Annotated in this window: 20 protein-coding genes; 6 read left to right on the forward strand and 14 right to left on the reverse strand. The window is 60.7% G+C overall.

Annotated features, from left to right (window positions below; genetic code table 11):
• Window positions 1–70: 70 nt before the first annotated feature.
• On the reverse strand, window positions 71–766 hold the full coding sequence (locus ABID16_RS07085; RefSeq protein ID WP_354555590.1) for a VIT1/CCC1 transporter family protein: 696 nt from the start codon (window positions 764–766) through the stop codon (window positions 71–73).
• A gap of 218 nt (window positions 767–984) precedes the next feature.
• On the opposite strand from ABID16_RS07085, the gene ABID16_RS07090 reads away from it, so the two are divergent.
• Both ABID16_RS07090 and ABID16_RS07095 read left to right on the forward strand, forming a co-directional pair.
• Window positions 985–1,233: a DUF4160 domain-containing protein gene (locus tag ABID16_RS07090; protein WP_354555591.1), complete on the forward strand. Its 249-nt coding sequence runs from the start codon at window positions 985–987 to the stop codon at window positions 1,231–1,233.
• Complete coding sequence (locus ABID16_RS07095) at window positions 1,217–1,636, forward strand: DUF2442 domain-containing protein (RefSeq protein WP_354555592.1); 420 nt, start codon at window positions 1,217–1,219, stop codon at window positions 1,634–1,636. Before ABID16_RS07090 ends, ABID16_RS07095 begins: the two co-directional genes overlap by 17 nt.
• Before the next feature lie 99 nt (window positions 1,637–1,735).
• Here ABID16_RS07095 and ABID16_RS07100 read toward each other — a convergent pair whose 3' ends face one another.
• The 9 genes from ABID16_RS07100 to ABID16_RS07140 form a co-directional block, all read right to left on the reverse strand.
• Window positions 1,736–3,421 (reverse strand): AIPR family protein, encoded by a 1,686-nt coding sequence (locus tag ABID16_RS07100; RefSeq protein WP_354555593.1) that lies wholly within the window; start codon window positions 3,419–3,421, stop codon window positions 1,736–1,738.
• Between the two features lie 120 nt (window positions 3,422–3,541).
• Window positions 3,542–4,189, reverse strand: coding sequence for a guanylate kinase (gene gmk / locus ABID16_RS07105; protein ID WP_354555594.1), 648 nt, complete (start codon window positions 4,187–4,189; stop codon window positions 3,542–3,544).
• 3 nt (window positions 4,190–4,192) lie between these two features.
• Window positions 4,193–5,080, reverse strand: a complete 888-nt coding sequence (locus ABID16_RS07110; protein WP_354555595.1) for a YicC/YloC family endoribonuclease — start codon at window positions 5,078–5,080, stop codon at window positions 4,193–4,195.
• 125 nt (window positions 5,081–5,205) lie between these two features.
• The gene (mltG, locus tag ABID16_RS07115) at window positions 5,206–6,474 is read right to left on the reverse strand and encodes an endolytic transglycosylase MltG (protein WP_354555923.1); all 1,269 of its coding nucleotides are present in this window, start codon (window positions 6,472–6,474) and stop codon (window positions 5,206–5,208) included.
• A 545-nt stretch (window positions 6,475–7,019) separates the two neighbouring features.
• A complete protein-coding gene (gene fabF / locus ABID16_RS07120; RefSeq protein ID WP_354555596.1) occupies window positions 7,020–8,282 on the reverse strand; it encodes a beta-ketoacyl-ACP synthase II in 1,263 nt (420 codons plus the stop codon).
• A gap of 207 nt (window positions 8,283–8,489) precedes the next feature.
• Window positions 8,490–8,726 (reverse strand): acyl carrier protein, encoded by a 237-nt coding sequence (locus tag ABID16_RS07125; protein WP_109858086.1) that lies wholly within the window; start codon window positions 8,724–8,726, stop codon window positions 8,490–8,492.
• Between the two features lie 259 nt (window positions 8,727–8,985).
• Complete coding sequence (gene fabG / locus ABID16_RS07130) at window positions 8,986–9,723, reverse strand: 3-oxoacyl-[acyl-carrier-protein] reductase (protein ID WP_354555597.1); 738 nt, start codon at window positions 9,721–9,723, stop codon at window positions 8,986–8,988.
• A 27-nt stretch (window positions 9,724–9,750) separates the two neighbouring features.
• Window positions 9,751–10,695: an ACP S-malonyltransferase gene (gene fabD / locus ABID16_RS07135; protein WP_354555598.1), complete on the reverse strand. Its 945-nt coding sequence runs from the start codon at window positions 10,693–10,695 to the stop codon at window positions 9,751–9,753.
• A 77-nt stretch (window positions 10,696–10,772) separates the two neighbouring features.
• Window positions 10,773–11,378: a hypothetical protein gene (locus ABID16_RS07140; protein ID WP_354555599.1), complete on the reverse strand. Its 606-nt coding sequence runs from the start codon at window positions 11,376–11,378 to the stop codon at window positions 10,773–10,775.
• 160 nt (window positions 11,379–11,538) lie between these two features.
• Between ABID16_RS07140 and ABID16_RS07145 the strand changes: the two genes are divergently transcribed.
• Window positions 11,539–12,582 carry an aldo/keto reductase gene (locus ABID16_RS07145; RefSeq protein ID WP_354555600.1) on the forward strand — a complete coding sequence of 348 codons (1,044 nt, stop codon included), beginning with the start codon at window positions 11,539–11,541 and terminating at the stop codon, window positions 12,580–12,582.
• A gap of 77 nt (window positions 12,583–12,659) precedes the next feature.
• Here the strand turns inward: ABID16_RS07145 and ABID16_RS07150 are convergent, their stop codons facing one another.
• The 4 genes from ABID16_RS07150 to ABID16_RS07165 all read right to left on the reverse strand — a co-directional run bounded on the left by ABID16_RS07150 (window position 12,660) and on the right by ABID16_RS07165 (window position 14,926).
• Complete coding sequence (locus ABID16_RS07150) at window positions 12,660–13,475, reverse strand: class I SAM-dependent methyltransferase (RefSeq protein WP_354555601.1); 816 nt, start codon at window positions 13,473–13,475, stop codon at window positions 12,660–12,662.
• Between the two features lie 57 nt (window positions 13,476–13,532).
• Entirely contained in the window at window positions 13,533–13,763 is a 231-nt protein-coding gene (locus tag ABID16_RS07155; protein WP_354555602.1) for a hypothetical protein, read from the reverse strand.
• 295 nt (window positions 13,764–14,058) lie between these two features.
• Window positions 14,059–14,517: a hypothetical protein gene (locus tag ABID16_RS07160; protein ID WP_354555603.1), complete on the reverse strand. Its 459-nt coding sequence runs from the start codon at window positions 14,515–14,517 to the stop codon at window positions 14,059–14,061.
• A 61-nt stretch (window positions 14,518–14,578) separates the two neighbouring features.
• Window positions 14,579–14,926 carry a YidB family protein gene (locus tag ABID16_RS07165; protein WP_354555604.1) on the reverse strand — a complete coding sequence of 116 codons (348 nt, stop codon included), beginning with the start codon at window positions 14,924–14,926 and terminating at the stop codon, window positions 14,579–14,581.
• Window positions 14,927–15,110: 184 nt separating this feature from the next.
• Here ABID16_RS07165 and ABID16_RS07170 point away from each other — a divergent pair, with 184 nt between their 5' ends.
• The 3 genes from ABID16_RS07170 (at window position 15,111) to ABID16_RS07180 (ending at window position 20,768) form a co-directional block, all read left to right on the forward strand.
• A complete protein-coding gene (locus tag ABID16_RS07170; protein ID WP_435532368.1) occupies window positions 15,111–16,202 on the forward strand; it encodes a calcium:cation antiporter in 1,092 nt (363 codons plus the stop codon).
• A 112-nt stretch (window positions 16,203–16,314) separates the two neighbouring features.
• Window positions 16,315–17,679: an efflux RND transporter periplasmic adaptor subunit gene (locus ABID16_RS07175; protein WP_354555605.1), complete on the forward strand. Its 1,365-nt coding sequence runs from the start codon at window positions 16,315–16,317 to the stop codon at window positions 17,677–17,679.
• 2 nt (window positions 17,680–17,681) lie between these two features.
• Window positions 17,682–20,768, forward strand: coding sequence for an efflux RND transporter permease subunit (locus tag ABID16_RS07180; protein ID WP_354555606.1), 3,087 nt, complete (start codon window positions 17,682–17,684; stop codon window positions 20,766–20,768).
• The last annotated feature ends 1 nt before the right edge of the window (window position 20,769 follow it).

The raw sequence follows: 20,769 nt of genomic DNA on the forward strand, positions 1-20,769 counted from the left end.
TTGTTCTGGATCAAACGCAGGCCAGAGAGATTGCCGGCCCCAGGATCGGGAGGAAGCCTCGCTCAGCCGGTCAGACGGCGACGCCTACCAGTTTGCCGATACCCGCCGTCAGCGCCATCGCGAGCGCACCCCAGAAGGTCACGCGCGCGGTCGCCTTGACGATACCGGCGCCCCCCGCCTTCGCCCCGACGGCACCCAGAAGAGCGAGGAAGAGAAGCGAGGCGATGGCGACGACATAGACAAGGCTTGCCTGCGGCGCGATGAAAACCATCAGGAGCGGCAGGGCAGCACCGACGGCAAAGGTGGCCGCCGAGGTCAGCGCCGCCTCGACCGGCTTCGCAGCAAGATGCTCGACAATGCCGAGTTCATCGCGCGCATGGGAGCCCAGAGCATCATGCGCGGTCAGCTGCTGCGCGACCTGCTTTGCCAGATCAGGCGTCAGCCCGCGATCGACATAAATCTGCGCCAGTTCGTCAAGCTCCGCCGCCGGCTGGGTCTCCAGCTCCTTGCGCTCACGCGCGAGATCGGCGCTTTCGGTATCGGACTGCGAGCTGACCGAAACATATTCCCCGGCGGCCATCGACATCGCACCCGCCACAAGCCCGGCCACGCCGGCCACCAGAATTTCCGAACGTGCCCCGGAAGCGGATGCCACCCCCATGATCAGGCTCGCCGTCGACACGATCCCATCATTGGCCCCAAGCACAGCGGCGCGGAGCCAGCCGATGCGTGAGACGAGATGGTTTTCAGAATGCAATCTGCTCATGGGTCCGCCCTGCTCCAAAAGAATATCAGTCCAACCATATGAGCCGCAGATGACGGTTGTGCAACAGGACTTTGGTTGGAGCGGGCGGGATCGCGGCTTCCCAACAGCAGCTCGCATCTGAGGGTTCGCGTGTATCGTTGCGGAGTAGAATTTTCTACTCTAAGCTGAAATTCATTATATCCGCCGCGTTCTTGCAAAACCCAACGGATGGGTTATTTATGATTGTTGTTCATCGCGCGCATGGCTTCCGGTTCGTCATCTACACCGCCGATCATGAACCGGCGCATGTGCATATAACCGGACCGGGGCAAGCCAAGATCAACCTTTTGGGCTCGGATGGCGAACCAGAGGTCGTCTGGACCATCGGCATCAAGCGCTCGGACCTTCGGCGGCTGGTCGATGAAGTGAGCACATGCCGTAGTCACTTTTTGCAGGAATGGGAGCGTGTTCATGGGCAAACCGACTGACACCGAATTTGACGCCGCGGAGGCGCGCGGACGCGCGGTGCTGGAGACGGAAATGCGCGCGCAAGCCGCCCGCTATGATCGCGAAAGCGGACGGGTCGTCATCGACCTTGTCAACGGCTGCACCTACGCCTTCCCCATTCATCTCGTGCAGGACCTGCAAGGTGCAAGCGCTGGGGACCTAGCCCCTATTGAAGTCGAAGGTTTGGGCCTGGACCTCTATTGGCCCGCGCTCGAAGTGGACCTCTATGTACCTGCCTTGGTCGCCGGGATTTTCGGAACGCGGGAGTGGATGAAGAAGGAGCTCGCGCGGCGAGCGGGACAGGTCAAGTCGGAAGCGAAGACGGTATCGGCGCGAGCGAATGGAGCGAAGGGCGGGAGGCCAAGGAAGGCGGTGGCTGGGTGAAGGTTTTTTGAGCGGCAACACGCTTGCGCTACAGCGGCCTCAATACTACCCCCTGCCTCGCATCAGATTTCCCATGAGCCGAAATTTTCGTGTAACTGACTATCTGATCTGTCCGTGGAGTCTTTCTTTAAGTCCTTCCAGTGCTAATCGCCGTAACTCCGGACCTTTTGCAATCTGATCACTCTTGCCCAAGATATCGTAAATTTTCCAAACCTCGTCGGACGCGGCTTCAACGTCGGAGTCACTTACCGATTTAATGTCGAGATTTGAAAGATCGTTTGTACTTACGGGAACCTTTCCCACTGCCATACAGCTCAACCAATGGAGTATGTAGAAACGCAGATTGGAACGATCGCGCGCGGTCATTTCAGAACGAACTTTGAGAACCTTATCAACATTTCGGATTAAGGCCGCTGCATGCGTGTACATTGATATCGGATGATTTTCCGAAAACACCTGAGAATAGACTGTGTTATCCTTAATGAGGGACGAAGGTCTAGCCCGAGCTGTATCCGGCCGACCGAGTACTATAGACATAACAGCCTGAGCCATAAGAGGTATACTGATTATTTTATCAGCAGGTTTTCCTTCGTTCTTGTAAAAATTCTTGCGCCTATCATAGTATAAGCCCGCCGATTTCAGCGTCTCCTCGATATCTCTTTGTACTTTATCGGTCGCGCGCAATGTTGCGGGCTGGACAGCATTTTGGCTGTTTGTCGCCTTAATAATTTTATCTCTGGTTTCTTCGTCGTCTGCCGAGACGATCTTCACCATCACGTTCCGATGATCATCACCGAAATGCGTGTCAAAATGGCGAGCAATCTGTGTAGATGTCTGAAGACCGTTCACAATCTGAGGATTTTCTATAGTAACAGTATCTCCATTCAGTGTTGCTCTGCTGGCCAAAATAGTCACACCGTTATTCATCCACCAAAATTCGACGGCTTTCTCATTCCTAAGAGTATTGCCGATTTCCGCGTTGACTTCGGTATCCCCCTGAAAGTCGCGGACGTTAGACTCAAATAGCTCAGCCTTGACCTTGTCTCCCCCAGCACGCAGGAATTTATTATACTCGCTGAGTGTAGTCAGCACTACGTGACCATTTACAGCACTAAGGCTCTTGCTAACCCTAAGCTCGTAGGTCGTCTTTGGCCGTCGCCGAGCCAATTCAAGCAGCCTCCGCGCGCCGAGAAATTCGACCAAAACATCGGAACCCTGAAACAGTTCCTCAGCAACCTTCTTCAACTCGTCCGCTTTCAGTTTTAGATTGTCATGAACGTGAGCGTCGGCTTTTTTCGAAGCATAATAGTAACAAATCTTGAGACCCGGAAATCGAGACGCCAAACTACGATAGGCAATCCTAAAGTTATCGATAGCTGCCTTAACCGCGTCGTTGTATTGACTAAATTGAGCGTAATCGGCGTCTAGTCGCAGTAAATGCCTCGAAAGGGAAATCAGCTTGTTTACCGGAACTTCACTAAACCCGCCAGACGTCTTTGACTGAATGATATGCAGCTCAATCTGGACATCCTTTTTAAATGGAGATGTGTCAAAATCTTCGTAGATAAGCTCTCCATTTACAAAAGCATAAATCGAATCAACCCCGCCATCGTGCTCTCCGTCGACGATACCATTTTCTATTTCATCGTAGGACAAATCAAAATCTTTTAGTATTTGCTCCGCGCAAAATACTTCAAAATAATCCTGCTCCGAAACCTCGGGGATCAGCTCCTGACGCTGTTGATGCAATACATCATCAAGTATCTGCTGTGAATTATCTGCCATTGTAATCTCGAATTTTCATGAGGCCGTGCTGTAGCTTGCCTACGTATCCAATTTTGGATATCCAAAACCGGCTCAACAATGTCAACCTTGGGTTTTATGTTGTAAACATAAATTAGCCCCTCACTCCCCCAACAACCCCGACACAAACCCGAACAACCCCGGCCGACGATCGCGCCGCAGCCGCTCCGCCTCGACAATCGCCTTCACCGCACCAAACGCGCGCTCCAGATCGTCGTTGACCACCACATAGTCATACTCGTGCCAGTGCTCGATCTCCGCCTTGGCGTTGGCGAGCCGTGTCGCAATGACGTCTTCGCTGTCCTCCGCGCGGCGGTGAAGGCGGGCGCGGAGTTCGGCGATGGAGGGTGGGAGGATGAAGATGGAGACGACGTCGCCGCGCATCTTGTCCTGGAGCTGCTGGGCGCCCTGCCAGTCGATGTCGAAGAGCATGTCGCGGCCCTCCGCCATGGCCTTTTCGACCTCGGCGCGGGGCGTGCCGTAATAGTTGCCGTGGACGGCGGCCCATTCGAGGAGGGCTTCGCCGTCGCGCATCAGTTCGAAATCGCGCTGGCTCTTGAAGTGATAGTGGATGCCCTCGATCTCGCTGCCGCGCTTGGCGCGCGTCGTCACGGAGACGGAAAGCGAGAGGTTACGGTCCGTCTCGAGCAGATTGCGCGAGATCGTGGATTTGCCGGCGCCCGACGGCGAGGAAATCACCACCATGAGGCCGCGCCGTTCGATGGTCTTCTGATTGGCGTTGCCGGCCATGGTCTACTCCAGATTCTGGACCTGCTCGCGGAACTGGTCGATCACGACCTTCAGTTCCAGTCCGTGCGCCGTCACGCTCGCGGCATTGGATTTCGAGCAGATGGTGTTGGATTCACGATTGAATTCCTGCGCCAGGAAGTCGAGCTTGCGGCCTATCGGCCCGCCCTCGGTAATCAGTTCACGGGCAGCGATGACATGCGCCTTCAGCCGGTCGATCTCTTCGCGCAGGTCCGCCTTGGTGGCGATCAGCGCGGCTTCGGCATGCAGCCGGTCGCGGTCGAGCGATTGCGTGGTGGAGAGCAGCGCCTCGACCTGTGCCTGCAATCGCCTGGCAATTTCAGTGGGCTGGCGTGACGGGTCGGCCTCGACCTTCAGCGCCAGGTCCTCGATCTTCGCCACATGGCCGAGCAGCACGTCGGCAAGGGCAGCGCCCTCGTGCTCGCGCATCATACGCAAGGCTTCCACGGCGTCGCGGAAGCTGGCGAGCAGGGCTGCGGCGCGTGCCTCCACCGCTTCCGGCGCTTCGGCAGGTTCGCGGAAATCGATGATGCCGCGCATGCCGAGCAGGGCCGAGAGTGTCAGCGGTGCGGGATCGATGGCGTCGCCCAGGCGCGTCTTGAGCGCCAGAAGTGCGGCAAGCGCCTCCTCATTGATGACGGCTTCCAGCCGCTCGTCGAGTGTGGAAAGGTTCAGGGCGATCTGGACGTTGCCGCGGGTGAAGACGGCGCCTGCGGTGGCGCGGCAGTCGGCCTCCGGCGCCTCGAGGCCCTGCGGCAGACGAAAGCGCAGGTCGAGCCCCTTACCGTTGACGGAGCGCAGTTCCCAGACCCAGCGAAAGCGGCCGCTCTCGCCTTCCGAACGGGCAAATCCCGTCATCGATTGCAATGCCATCAGGCCCCTGCCCCCAAGTCCGTGCGAAGTCGTGGCACAATCTTTCAGATTCGCGCCATCAGCTTCAAGTGTTTGTTCGGATGCATGCCGTGCGGAAGGGCCAGATCGAGGCCTGCGCGGCATGTCTACTGTTGCGGGGCCGCTGCAGGGGCCGTTGCGCCTGCATCCGTGCCCGTGGGACTCGTCTGCTGGTCCTCGACCTGCCGCCACTTCTTGACATTGGCGTTATGCTCTTCCAGCGTCGCGGCAAAGACATGGCCGCCCGTGCCATCGGCGACGAAGTAGAGGTTGCTGGTCTTGGACGGGTTTGCGACCGCTTCCAGCGCCGCACGGCCGGGATTGCAGATCGGACCCGGCGGCAGGCCGTCGATGACATAGGTATTATAGGGCGTCATCTTCTTCAGGTCCGACTGGTAGATCGGACGATCCGACGGTTTACCAGCCCCGCCAAAGATGCCGTAGATGATGGTCGGGTCGGATTGCAGGCGCATCTTCTTTTCAAGCCGGTTGAGGAAAACGGAGGCGACCAGCGTGCGCTCGTCCGCCTTGCCCGTTTCCTTCTCGACGATGGAGGCCAGCGTCACGAATTGTTCCTTCGTTTTCAGGAAAAGCTCGGGCGAGCGGCGGGCCCAGATGTCGTCGACCAGCTTCGACTGTGCCGCCTTCATCTGCGCGACGATCTCGGCGCGCTTGGCGCCACGGGTAAACTTGTAGGTGTCGGGGCGAAGCGTCCCTTCGTCCGGCATCTTCGCCGGCAGGTCGCCTTCGAGAACCGTGTCGGCGCGCAGGCGATCGAATATCTGCTGCACCGTCAGGCCTTCCGGCAGGGTGACGGAGTAGAGGATCGACTTGCCCGATTCCATCAGCTCGACGATTTCCTTCATCGAGGCACCGGCCTTGATCTCGTATTCGCCGGCCTTCAGCGTGCGATCGCGCAGGAAGCTCTTCGTTACATACTGGAAGACACGGGCGTCGGAAATGAGGTTGGATGCCTCGAGACCGCGCGAGATGTCGCCAAGACCCCAGCCCGGCTTGACGATGAAATTGGAGTTGACGGTGGAGGGCCCCTGTTCGGAGAAGGTCGACAGACCGTAGTAGATCGCGCCCGCCAGAGCGATCGTCAGAAAAACGAGGACGGTCATCAGGAAGTTGAGGAAGACGACGACCTGACTGCGCGACCCGCGCGACTTCTTCAGCTTCGGCGGCGGCGCGGGAACGGGGGTCGGTCGCAGCGCCTCCTTGGCAGAGACGGGGATGATGATTGGACCCTGGCTTGGCGGGGGAGCGGGATGTGGCGCGGCGTGTAGCGGTGCGCGTTGTGTCGATGCTTCCAGCTCGGGCTGAGAAAGAGGCTCTGCGGCCCCTTGCGCGGGAACCTGGCCGGCAACCTCCATGACGTCGCGTTGCACGGGCGAAACGCTTTCAACGGGCGGGACGGCCGGTTCTTCGGCATGTCCCGAAGACGCCGTGTGTCCGGGCACTTCGCTGGCAACCGCCGCCTGCGCGACCGGTGTGGGAGCGATCGGACCAAGTTCAGCGGGGTTGATCGACACGGGGCTCGGGATGGCCGCCGGCGTTTCCGGGACGTGGAGTGCGGGCTCGACGGGCTCTGCCTTGACCGGCTCCGGGGTCGCGGGCGTTGCGGCCTCTGCAGCGGCCGTGTCCGCGTCCGGATGGGGATCGACCGGATGGGTTGGGCGCTGCTCGTCGCCGGGCTTTCGCTCGGTTTCCGGGCGCTCGATTTCCGGGCGCTCGCTTACCGGGCGCTCGCTTCTCGGGTCGATATCGTTCACGGGCATTCCTCGAATATGTTCATGAGCACCATCATGTCCTCATGGCCGTTCAATGCGGCGAAAGCTGGGTATGGACGGTACCGTCCCCCAGCTCTCGCTATCGAAGATGGGCGACCGGCGCGGGGGCGCGGGCCGTATGCGGAGCCTCAGTCTGCGTAGCGCTTCAGCACGAGCGAGGCATTGGTGCCACCAAAGCCGAAGGAGTTCGACAGTGCAACATCAACCTTGCGGGCGCGGGCCTTGTGCGGCACGAGGTCTACCGGCGTTTCCACATCCGGATTGTCCAGGTTCAGCGTCGGTGGCACGATATTGTCGCGGATCGACAGCGTCGCGAAGATCGCCTCGATCGCGCCTGCGGCACCCAGAAGGTGGCCGGTGGCGGACTTGGTCGAGGACATGGAAACCTTCGAGGCATTGTTGCCCAGCAGGCGCTCGACCGCGCCAAGCTCGATCGTGTCGGCCATGGTCGAGGTGCCATGCGCGTTGATATAGTCGATATCGGCGGGCGTCAGACCAGCGCGCTTCAGCGCCATGGTCATGCAGCGGAATGCGCCGTCGCCGTCTTCCGACGGTGCCGTGATGTGGAAGGCATCGCCGGAAAGTCCATAGCCGACGACTTCGGCATAGATCTTGGCGCCGCGCGCCTTGGCATGTTCCAGCTCCTCCAGAACGACGACGCCGGCGCCCTCGCCCATGACGAAACCGTCGCGGTCGCGGTCGTAAGGTCGGGAAGCCTTTTCGGGATTGTCGTTGTGCTGGGTGGAGAGCGCCTTGCAAGCAGCAAAGCCGGCAAGCGAAATGCGGCTGACCGGGCTTTCCGTGCCGCCGGCAACCATGACGTCGGCGTCACCCAGAGCGATGAGGCGCGAAGCATCGCCGATGGCGTGCGCGCCGGTCGAGCAGGCGGTGACGACGGCGTGGTTCGGGCCGCGCAGCTTGTGCTTGATGGAAACATGACCGGAAGCCAGGTTGATCAGGCGGCCAGGAATGAAGAAGGGCGATATGCGGCGGGGGCCCTTGTCGCGGAGCGTCAGGCCCGCTTCCACGATGCCCTCGATGCCGCCAATGCCCGAGCCGATGAGAACGCCGGTGGCGCATTGATCGTCATCGGTCTTGGGATGCCAGTCGGCGTCGGCAAGCGCCATGTCGGCGGCAGCCACCGCGTAGACGATAAAGGGATCGACCTTGCGCTGTTCCTTCGGCTCCATCCAGTCGTCGGCATTGTAGGTGCCGTTGGTGCCGTCGCCAAAGGGAATGCGGCATGCGATCTTCGCCGGCAGGTCCTCGACCTCGAATTCGGTCACCTTGCGAGCGCCGCTCTTGCCAGCCAGAAGGTTCTTCCAGGTCTCGTCAACGCCGCAACCCAGCGGCGTCACCATGCCAAGACCGGTGATTACAACTCGTCTCATCGCCCGCATGCTCCCCATGATCGGCAGCGGTTGCCTTGTCCGGCTTACCACGCCCAACACCCGGTCGCATTACCGGCTCTGCCTTGCGGCTTCAGCTCCTTGCAATGACCGGGATCACTGTTTTTACATTAAAAAAGGTCCGGAAAAACCGGACCTGAAGCGGGCCGGAAAGCCCGCCCCATGTCACCCTGTGACGTCAGGCTGAAATCAGCCCTGAGCCTTTTCGATGAACTTGACAGCGTCGCCGACCGTCAGGATCGAGTCAGCAGCGTCGTCCGGGATTTCAATGCCGAATTCTTCTTCGAAAGCCATGACCAGCTCGACCGTGTCGAGGGAGTCCGCGCCCAGATCGTCGATGAAGCTTGCGCCTTCAACAACCTTGTCGGCGTCAACGCCAAGATGATCAACAACAATTTTCTTCACGCGTTCTGCGATATCGCTCATGTCGGTACCTCGACCCTATTGTCTACTACAAGAATGCCTTTCGGCACTCCTACCCTGTTGAACCATCCGCAGCGTTTGCCACGAAAGGCATTTGATGACTGCCCGTCCAAGCGTTCAAGCCGCCTGCAACCGGGCAATTGCGTTCAGTCATGGCCCGCTTAACACGGTTTAAGTCCGCCGCAAAGCCATAAAAGTTCTGGTTCAATGCTCTCAACAATCAAATGCCGGAGCGGTTGAGCCCAAAGATGAGGCTTGCGCCTCAGATCATCGCCATGCCGCCGTTGACGTGGATCGTCTGGCCCGTGACGTAACCGGCCTCGTTGGAGGCAAGGTAAGCGACGGCAGACGCAACTTCGGCGCCTGTGCCCATGCGGCGCATCGGGATCGCGCCCATGATGGCGTCCTTCTGCTTGTCATTGAGCTTGTGGGTCATGGCGCTTTCGATGAAGCCGGGCGCCACGCAGTTGACCGTGACGTTGCGGGTCGCGATTTCCTGCGCCAGAGACTTGGAGAAGCCAATCATGCCGGCCTTCGAGGCGCAATAGTTTGCCTGGCCCGGATTGCCGGTGACACCAACCACGGAGGTGATGTTGACGATCCGGCCGAAGCGGCGGCGCATCATCGGATGCGTCAGCTCGCGCGTCAGGCGGAAGACGGCCGTCAGGTTCACTTCCAGAACCGCATCCCAATCGTCGTCGCTCATGCGTACGAAGAGGCCGTCCTTGGTGATGCCGGCATTGTTGACAAGGATGTCGACGCCGCCGAGATCGGCTTCGGCCTTCTCGCCCAGCGCCTTGACGGCGGCACGGTCGGAGAGATTGGCCGGGAAGACGAAGGTACGTTCGCCAAGCTCGTTGGCGAGTTCTTCGAGCTTTTCGGCGCGCGTGCCGTGGAGGCCGACGATAGCGCCCTGGCTGTGCAGGATGCGGGCGATTTCCTCGCCGATGCCGCCGGATGCGCCGGTGACGAGAGCCTTGCGGCCAGACAGATCGAACATGTTTTCAAACCCCATTAGAGCCGGTGATTATGCCAGCAGCGCTTCCAGCGTCTTTTCAATATCTTCAGCCGAGTTGACGGCAATGCCGGTCACGGCCTTGTCGATGCGGCGGGCAAGACCCGTGAGCACCTTGCCGGAGCCGATTTCATAAAGCGTCATCACGTCGTTCTTGCCGAACCACTCGACCGTCTCGCGCCAGCGGACCTGACCCGTCACCTGCTCGACCAGAAGGTCGGCGATGATCGTCGCGTCAGCGACCGGGGCAGCACGGACATTGGCGATCAGCGGAATGTTCGGATTGTGCTTCTCGACCTTTGCCAGCGCCTCGCGCATGGCGTCCGCCGCCGGCGCCATCAGCGCGGAGTGGAAGGGGGCGGAGACGGAGAGCATCAGCGCGCGCTTGGCTCCCTTGGCGGTCGCGATCTCGGCGGCCTTTTCAACAGCGGCTTTTTCGCCGGAAATGACCAGCTGGCCGCCGCCATTGTCATTGGCGATCTGGACCGGGCCGAGCGCCGAGGCTTCCGCGCAGGTGGCTTCGACATCGGCATGTTCGAGGCCGATAATGGCGGCCATGGCGCCCTTGCCTGCGGGCACGGCGGCCTGCATCGCATTGCCGCGAATACGCAGGAGGCGCGCGGTGTCGGCAATCGAGAACATGCCGGCGGCGCAAAGTGCGGAATATTCGCCGAGCGAATGGCCAGCGACGAAAGCAACCTTGTCCTTCAGCACGAGGCCGCGCGCTTCCATGACGCGGACGGCGGCCATGGACACGGCCATCAGCGCCGGCTGGGCGTTGGCGGTGAGCGTCAGCGTTTCTTCCGGACCGTTCCACATGATGTCGGAGAGCTTCTCGCCGAGCGCATCGTCGACTTCCTGAAAGACTGCACGGGCCTCGGGAAAGGTGTCGGCGAGATCCTTGCCCATGCCGACGGCCTGGCTGCCCTGCCCCGGAAAGGTGAATGCGAGTGCCATGGATGTTTCCCTGAATTCTTGTGTTTTCTGGCTTCTCCATTCACATTCTTGGGTCTCAAGTCAAGTCTCGCGGGTTTTCAGTCCAGGAATTCGATGTTCCGTTTGCGCGACCCGAGGTCTTTTTCGAGCCAGACGAGCCAACGTTCGCGCGGCACGCCGAGAAACACAGACGCCAGGAAACCGGTCCAGTAATAGATGAAGAAAAAGAACAATGCCGCGACGAAAGTCAGCACCAACGGGTCCTGTCGAGTCCAGTTGATGACGGTGCTCCTGAGATAGTTGGTCGAAGGGTCATTCTCGCGGTAGAGGATGTCCACCGCTGCACCGGGCACCGGCGTGCGATCGAATTTGACGATCATTTGAAGCGACGGCGTTGGGTGATATTCGGTGGATCCCGCGACCAGCGGCGCAAGCTCGGCTCCGCCGATATGCCCCGCGCCATCATGCGCGGCGCCCATCCTGTCCATGAAGCTGTAGTCAACCCTTGCGCCGCAAAGCTGCTGCCTTCTGTGCCTGCTGCGGCAATCGTCCTCGCGCAGTTCCTTGACCGCAGCCTTCACAAAAACGCCATGCGCCAACAGGTCGTTGGCAAGCTGTGCTTCCCGGTCTGAATAATAGAGTGCCAGCGAGGCTGCCACCAAAGCGAGGCCCGCCGAAAAGACCAGGCGTATGAGGATGAGCATGTCCGATCCCGCAGTGTCTCAAAGCTTCCGGTTGCGGGAGGCTAAGATCAAAGCGTGAAGATGGCGTTATGGCCCTCCGACTTTTTGTGCGCCGCACATCTTGCCGATTTTGCAAAGCGCCGTACATTGCGCCGCATCATTTCCAAGAAGGCCCTCCCCCATGAAATACAATCAACTCGGCGCAAGCGACCTCAACGTTTCCGAAATCTGCCTCGGCACCATGACCTGGGGCACGCAGAACACGGAAGCCGAAGCCCATGAGCAGATGGATTATGCCTTCGAGCAGGGCGTGAACTTCTTCGACACGGCCGAGCTTTATCCCACGACGCCGGTTGGCGCGGAAACGCAGGGCGACACGGAGAAGTTCATCGGCTCGTGGTTCAAAAAGAGCGGCAAGCGCGACAAGGTGATCCTCGCCACCAAGATTTCCGGCCGTGGACGCACCTACATCCGTGGCGGCGTGCCGATCAGTGCGGGCGAAATCGAAAAGGCCCTGGACCTCAGCCTGACGCGCCTTGGCACCGATCATATCGATCTCTACCAGCTGCACTGGCCGAACCGCGGCACCTACGGTTTCCGCGCCAACTGGTCCTTCACACCTTCGAAGCAGGATACGGCGCAGGCGACTGCGGAATTGCTGGAGGCGCTGGAAGCACTCGACAAGGCGAAGAAGGCCGGGAAGATCCGCTATTGGGGCGTCTCGAACGAGACCTCCTGGGGCGTCATGAAGTATCAGCATCTTGCTGACCAGCACGGCCTGCCGCGCATGGTCTCGATCCAGAACGAATATAATCTGCTCGACCGCAAGTTCGACACCGATCTCGCCGAAGTGAGCCATCACGAGCAGGTCGGCCTGATGGCCTATTCGCCGCTGGCGGCCGGACTGCTGACTGGCAAGTATCTCGAAGGCAAACGTCCGGCCGGTTCGCGCGCCACGATCAACGCCGATCTCGGCGGCCGTTTCGGCGGTTTTGAAGACGCAGCCGTGCGCGCCTATGTCGAGCTTGCCCGCAAGCACGGCCTCGACCCGGCGCAGATGGCGCTGGCCTTCTGCCTAACGCGTCCGTTCATGGCCTCTGTCATCATCGGCGCGACGACGATGGAGCAGCTGAAGACGGATATCGGCGCGAAGGATGTGACGCTTTCCGACGCGGCGCTGAAAGACATCCAGCACATTCACCGGACCTGGACGCTGCCGATATGATAGCCTCCGACGACAGCGGCTGCCGGCATTGTTAGAGGCCGGCAGTCTCTTCAATCATTGGCCCGCAACTTCGGCGATCAACGCGCCGCGTCCGGCTTGCGCGCCGATATGAAGATCGCCTGAAGCGTCGTGCGGCAGGGTGCGTCTCCGAGTTCCCGGCGAAAGCGGTCGGCCAACTCGCGCACGGCGTTGGCCTTGTCATTGCCGGTTTCTTCGAAAACACGAGCGGCGGACGAGCCCTCGACATGGCCGCGGGCAAACTGGTCCGGATCGGCAATCTGCGTCTCCAGGCACACCACGGACGCCTCGATCTCCTCGAAACCGGCTGCCAGCAGAGAGGTTTTGGCCGCATCGAAGGAATAGCTGAATGGCGCCATCATATGGGGCGGCATCGCCTCGCCGAGCACCGACTTCATATAGTCCGTGCGGACGCGCGCGAAGGGGTTGAACTCCAGACCATCCCAGAAGCTGAACATGTAGCGGCCGCCGGGCCTGAGCACCCGGAAGATTTCGCGGTAGCTGAGATCCTTGTCGGGGTAGAACATCACGCCGAACTGGCAGACCGCGCAGTCGAATGCTCCATCGGGTGCGGCCAGCGCCTGCGCATCGGCTTGCTGAAACGTCACCCGTTCATGGTTGCCGATCTGGCGCGCGGCGCAGTCGAGCATGTCCTGACTGATATCCGTGGCCGTCATGCGGACATCGTGCGGCAGGAGCCGCAGCATAGCGCGCGTGACCATCCCCGTTCCAGCCGCCGTTTCCAGCACCCTACCCGGGTTCAGGTCGGCGACCCTCTGCGCCATTCTCCGAGCATAGGGCTCAAACATGACGGGGCCGAGGCCCCGCTCGTAAAAGTCCGGCACGGTGCCGACAAAGGTTGCAATCTGATTCATGTCCTCGTTCTCCCTGACTGGGGGCAGAAGCCCAAAAGGCGTTGGCTCACTCGCTCGTCACCGGATGGCCTTGAGTCGATCTTCGACCAACCGCGGCAGCTTGTCCTTCGGCGGCACGACCGCCACGCCATCGGGATGGTTGCCCGGCTGAACCACACCCGGAGAAACGGGCTCCCGTTGCCATCCGTCGGCAGATGTCACCTCTGCCAACATGTCCAACCATTCGGCCCGCAGACCGTTGCCCCGCACTGCCGCCGCCAATCGCTGAAGCTTCAGCAAGAGATGCATGTGAGATCGCGCCCGTCTCGCTCAAGAGATTTCCGACGACACAGGCACCTGTCCTGCTGCGTGGAATCGATGGTCAAATTCGTTGCATGAGAGCCGACCGTGCGTGAATGACGCACAATGGCCGGCTGACTTTCGTCAAGGACGATACCGCCGGATGCGGCCCTGTCGACGAAGAAGATTGCGTCTATTTTCATGCTGGCGATCCGCGAGAACCGCGCCAATCCCGAATGTGGTCCCAAAACGCGAAAAGGCGACCAACGGCCGCCTTTTCTTCGTTTTTAAGATTGACTGAAAATCAGCCTTTGCCCTTCAGGGCCGTGTTGCAGAGGCTCCAGAAACCGCCGCCCTTCTGGATCCACTTCAGGTCGCCGAGCGTGCCGGCATCCTTGTTGGCGTGGTAGCTGTCGGCGCAGGTGTGGAGGCGCTGCTTGCCGGGGGTTTCGGAGGCATACTTCTTGTCGACGGCGGCCGGGAACTTGACGCCCTTCGGAGCGGCGGTCGTCGGAGCCGGCGGCTCCTTGTCGGCCGTGGTCTTGGCGACCGCATCGTCGTCCTTCTTGTCTTCGGCGGCCGCGTCGGCGCCGCAGAACTTCGCGCGGTAGTCGTTCCACTTCATGTCCTTGGCAGATCCGTCTGCCTTGGCAGCCTGATACTTGGCGCCGCATTCTTTCATGCTCATGGCGTTCGCCGACGAGGAGAACGCAACACCTGCGAGAAGAACGCCTGCTGCAGTGATTATAAGTTTGTAAGACATGATCGCCTGTTCCACTGGTTGATTGAGAGGTCTTCCACCCACCGTCCGGTATTTTCCAATATCAGGACGGCAGAACTCCGTTCGGGCTTGCCTGATCGACCGCCTTGGGAAGATGTTCAGCAAGCAATTGCGGCAGATTTCCGATGTCGATACCGAGCGCATTGGCAAGAGAAGCCATCTGTTCCGACGAGAGCGCGGATTTGATCTGATCGGCTGATACGGGAAGGTTGGAGCCGGTGCCGATCCAGGAGGAGACCTGGTCGCCCAGGCCCGCCGCCTGCAATTGGGACAGAATGCCGTTAACCCCGCCGGCATTGGCGAAAACCTGCTCGGCAATCGACATCAGGTTGACAGGCTTGCCGCTCAGGACATCGCCCAGGACCGAACCGAGACCATCGAAAAGACCCATCAGCAACTCTCCCCCGTGAGCTCACCGGCACATTCTGAAAAATGAATAACAGCTTGCAGTTTCATTGTCATCAGGAACTGTTAACCGTTTCGCCCGTTGCAAGGGTTCGCATCCCCCGGCCCGTTTTTGCCGCCACATGGACGGCATGCTATCTAGCGGCCGGGGACGACGGACGGGGAATCAGATGGCAGACATGCTCAGGGACGAATGGCGAATCGGGCTGGCATTGATAGGGCTGATCGCGCTGCTCTTCGGCGAGCACGAATTGCTGGCCGGGGGACAGGCGCTTGCGCTGGCCCTGACAGGCGGAGTCGTCCTCCTGATCGTCATGGTTTCGACGCGCGTCGCCCATCATGCGGAAGTGATCGCCGGCAAGGTCAAGGACCCTTACGGTTCCATGGTGCTGACGCTGTCGGCCGTGCTGGTCGAGGTGGTCATCCTCGGCATCGTCATGCAGGCGGAAGATGCCTCGCCCACGCTGGTGCGCGACACAATCTATTCCGCCGTCATGCTTGATATCAACGGCCTGATCGGTCTTGCGGCATTGCTGGGCGGGCTCCGGCACGGCGAGCAATCCTATAATGACGATTCCGGGCGCACCTATGCCGTGATGATCCTGACGGCCATGGGGATTTCGATGATCGTTCCGGAATTCATTCCGCACGACAGGCGTATGGTCTATTCCTTCTTCACAATCGGCGTCATGGCCGTGCTCTACACGCTGTTTCTGCGCATGCAGGTCGGCCGCCACAGCTACTTCTTCTCCTATACATATCCCCGCGGCGAACGCGCGAAGGCAGCCGAGCGTGAGGACGAAGGCGGCTCCGTCATGGTCTCCGGGCTCATCGTGGCTGGCGGCGTCGTGCTGATTGGCCTGCTCGCCGAAGTGATGAACCCTTTCATGAGCGCTGGCCTGAAGAATTCCGGCGCACCGGTCGGCCTGGTCGCCGTCACGGTGGCCGCGATCTCGGCAGCGCCGGAAATCCTGACTGCGCTGCGCGCCGCTCTCGGCAACCGGATGCAGGTCGTCGTCAACATCGCCATGGGTGCGTCGCTCTCCACCGTGATCCTGACCGTGCCGGTGATGGAAGCACTGGCGCTCTACACGGGCCAACCCTTCGAAATGGCGATGACGATGCCGCAAACCGTGATGGTCGCGATCACGATTGTCGTGGCTGCCATCAACTTTTCGGATGGCGAGACCAACGCCATCGAAGGAATGACGCATTTCGTACTCTTCGCGACATTCGTGATGCTCACGATCATGGGACTTTAAGGCCAGTCTTTCATCAGTCCTGTCATCATTATTACAGCATTGTTAGGTGACAGTGCGCGCTCACGCAATTATATGACAAAGTCAAACGATTTTCCCACGAGGCGGTTTTCCGATGCGCATATTTTGGACCATCCTGATCATTCTTTGTTGCTTGGGAGGCGCGGGTTACTACTATCGCGCCGAGCTTGTTCCGTATCTGCCTCCTCAAGTTGCGGCCTATATTCCGCAACCGAAGTCGACGGAGACGGACAAGTCGGCCGATGCGGCTGGCAAGCCCGGTGATGCGGCGGCAAAATCCGGCGATGCCGGCAAGGGCAAGGGCCAATCCGGCAAACGCGGCGGCGGTGGCGGTCCGGTCACGGTCAAGGTCGTGGAGGCGAAGAGCGGCGACCTTCCCGTACTGCGTAACAGTTTCGGGTTCATCGTTGCGCGCGATACGACGTCGCTTGCAAGCCCGATCGCGGGCGTCGTGACGGATGTGAAGGTTCAGAACGGCGCCGAAGTGAAGACAGGCGACGTTCTTGTCACCTACGATACGCGCTCACTGGAGGCGACGCTGGCCAAGGACCAGGCGTCGCTTGCCAAGGACAAGTCGATCTACGACAACGCCAAGATCACGCTCGATCGCGCCATGAGCCTCGGCGAGAAGGGTGCCTCGACGCAGCAGACAACCGATAACGCCACAGCCGCCGTTCAGCAGGCCCAGGCCGCCATGGCGCTCGACAGTGCCCAGATACAGGCAGACAAGGTGGCGCTTTCGAACGCGCAGATCGTTGCGCCTTACGATGGCAAGCTCGGCGTGATCTCGGTCTCCAAGGGGGCCTATGTCGCCGCCGGCACCGCTGTCGGGACCATCGTCGACAACAAGAATGTCTATGCGGTGTTCACGCTCTCCGAAGCAGACCTGCGTGTCGCCCGCGAGGCGCTGTCCAAGAACGAACTGTCGGTTTCCGTTCGTCCGACCAATGCCAGCGACGGGACGCAATCTGTCTCGGTTCCGGTTTCCTTCATCGACAACGCCGTCGACCAGACCTCCGGCACGTTCCGGCTCTGGGCGATGATCGACAACTCATCCAAGGTGTTCTGGCCGGGTGAATCCGTGAGCGCACGGGCCACGGTCGGCATTGTGCACGATCTTGTGCTGGTTCCCAATGTCGCGATTGCGCCGCAGCAGACCGGCATGGTCGCCTATGTCATCGGCGACGACAGCAAGGTGCAGACCCGCCCCGTCAAAGTGGCTTTCCGTTCGGATGGTACCGCTGGCGTCTCGGAAGGCCTGAAAGCCGGTGACAAGGTCGTCATCGAAGGCCAGCAGTCGCTGACGGCGGGCGCGACCGTCAAGATCGACGACGGCACTGCCAAGCCCGCTGGCGAGAAGCCCAAGGGCGCGGGCGGCAAGAACAAGGACAAGCAGTCGAGCGCGGCCGACAAGAGTGCTTCGGCGGCCGATCTGGCCCAGAACCAGAAGGCGGACTGATCGTGAACCTTTCAGAGATCTTCATCCGCCGCCCCGTCGCGACGATCCTCCTGATCGTTGGCGTCCTGATGGCCGGCATCGGCGCCTTCCGGCAATTGCCCGTTGCAGCCCTGCCGCAGGCCGACTTCCCGACGATCAGCGTTTCGGCGCAGCTCGCCGGCGCCTCGCCCGACACGATGGCGGCGGCCGTCGCCACGCCGCTGATCAAACAGTTCCAGACGATTGCCGGTATCGATTCGATCACGGCAAGCTCGTCGCTCGGAAGTACCCGCATCACGCTGCAATTCGTCCTCACGCGCAATATCGATGCCGCCGCGGCCGACGTGCAGGCAGCCATTGCGCGCTCGCAGCGCGCCCTGCCCTCCAACCTGACCAGCACGCCGAGCTACCGCAAGGTCAACCCGGCCGACAGCCCGATCATCTTTCTGGCGCTGACCTCAGACACCGCGCCTGTGACCCAGATGGATGACATCGCGCAGAACGTGCTCTCACCTGCCCTTTCCACAGTGGATGGTGTGGCGCAGGCACAGGTCTTCGGCTCCAAGACCTATGCCGTGCGCGTCGAGGCCGACCCGAACAAGCTGGCCGCACGCGGACTGAGCCTGACGCAGGTTGCCACTGCGCTTAAACAAGCCAACGACCAGACACCGCTCGGCACGCTGCAGAATTCCTCGCAGGCGCTCGCCGTCAACGCGGATACGCAGCGCACCAATGCCGATCAATTCCGCACGCTGATCATTGCAACACCGGGCGGACGCTTCGTTCGGCTCGGAGATGTGGCCGATGTGCAGGACAGTATCGAAAACAAGCAGCAGGGAAGCTGGCTTGACGGCCAGCCGACGATTGCGGTCGCCGTCTATCGCCAGCCGGACGCCAACACTGTCGATGTCGTGGACCGCGTGAATGCACAGATCCCGCAGCTGGAGGCAAACCTGCCGGCCGGCATGCATCTGAAGGTCGTCAACGACGCCTCCAACTCGATCCGCGAAGCGGTGTGGGACGTCCAGAAGACGCTGGCGATCACCATCGGGCTCGTCGTTCTGGTCATCTACCTGTTCCTGCGCCGCTTCTGGGCGACGATGATCCCGGCGCTCGCCGTGCCGCTTTCGATCGTCGCGACCTTCGGCTTCATGTACTGGCTGAATCTTTCGATCGACAACATTTCGCTGCTGGGCCTCACGCTTGCCGTGGGTCTCGTGGTGGACGACGCGATCGTCATGCTCGAGAATATCGTGCGTTACGTCGAAGAGGGCATGAGCCCGTTCGAGGCGGCGATCAAGGGCAGTAGCGAAGTGACGGCGACGATCATCTCGATGTCGCTCTCGCTCGTCGCCGTGTTCCTGCCGATCCTGCTCATGGGCGGAGTCGTGGGACGCGTGCTCAACGAATTCGGCGTCGTGGTGTCGCTGTCCATCTTGGCTTCCGCCGTGGTCTCGCTGACGGTCACGCCCATGCTGACGGCGCGTCTGCCCGACAGCGGGCATCACCATGGCGACAAGAAGACGCTGTTTGACCGGATCAATGACGGCTATGGCCGATCGGTCGGCTGGTGCCTTAACCACAAGGGCATCATCACGATCGTCTTCCTTCTCTCCTTCGCCGGTTCGGGCTGGCTATTCGCCACGCTGCCGCGCAGCTTCTTCCCGAGCGAGGATAACGGGCTTCTGACAGTCTCGACCCAGGCGCGTCAGGATATCTCCTATGATGCGATGGTGAAACTGCAGCAGCAGGCCGCAGCCGTCATGTCGGAAAATCCCGCCGTTTTGCATGTGACCTCATCGCTCGGCGGCGGTCCCGGCGGCTCTACCTTCAACTCCGGCAACATGTTCGTTCAGCTCAAGGATCGCGACCAGCGCCCGCCTCTCGAAGAGACGCTTGCGCAAATGCGCCGCGCCCTTTCGCAGGTTGCGGGTCTCAAGACCTTCATTGTGCCTGTGCAGAGCCTGCGCTTTGGCGGACGTAGCACGCAGAGCCAGTATCAGGTCGTGCTCAAGTCGCTCAACGCGGATGATACGCGCCAATGGTCTACCAAGCTACAGGCGGCCATGGCGGCAGACAGCGCCCACTATATCGACGTTGCAACAGACCTGCAGAACAACGCGCTGCAGGCCAACATCAAGATCGACAATGACCGCGCCAATGCGCTCGGCATCAGCTCGGCCTCGATCCGCAACATCCTCGAGGCGGCCTTCGGCACACTGGACGTCACGCAGATCCAGACGACGGGCAACAGCTACAACGTCATCCTGGAACTCGACCAGAGCCGGCAGTGGGACGAAACCGATCTCGGCGCGCTGCTGATCCCGACGAACACGGGCACCCAGGTTCCGCTGTCGAGTATTGCCACGATCACCCGCACCGCGGGCCCGGTCACCGTCAACCAGACAGGACAGCTCACGGCCGTCACACTGTCGTTCAACCTGCCGCAGGGCGTCTCTCTCGGCGCCTCGACCAACCGGCTCAACGAACTTCGCCGCGAAATCGGCATGCCGGAGACGGTCACGACGGAACTCGCGGGCACGGCTCAGATCTTCGCGCAGTCCACCGGCAACACCGGCCTTCTGATTGTGACGGCCATCCTGACCATCTATGTGGTTCTGGGTGTGCTCTACGAGAGCTTCATTCATCCGCTGACGATCCTGTCAGGCCTGCCCTCTGCTGCACTGGGGGCGCTGCTGGCACTGAAGCTCTGGGGTCTGGACTTCTCCATCGTTGCCCTCATCGGCCTGCTGATGCTGATCGGCATCGTGAAGAAGAACGCGATCATGATGATCGACGTGGCGCTGACATTGATGCGAGACGATGGCATGGACCCCGGCGAGGCGATGCATATCGCGGCCGTCCGGCGTTTCCGCCCGATCATGATGACGACCTTCTGCGCGCTTCTGGCCGCGGTCCCGGTTGCGCTGGGCTCCGGCCCCGGCTCGGAACTGCGCCAGCCGCTCGGCGTTGCCGTGGTCGGCGGGCTCCTGATCTCTCAGGTGCTGACGCTGTTCATCACGCCCGTGATCTTCACGCAGGTCGAATGGATTTCGCGAAAGTTCACGCGCCGCAAGCCCCGCCAGACGGTGGCCCTTCCTGCGGAATAAG

It is taken from the genome of Limnomicrobium aquaticum, assembly GCF_040545545.1.
Taxonomy (GTDB): Bacteria; Pseudomonadota; Alphaproteobacteria; order Rhizobiales; family Rhizobiaceae; genus Ensifer_A; species Ensifer_A aquaticum.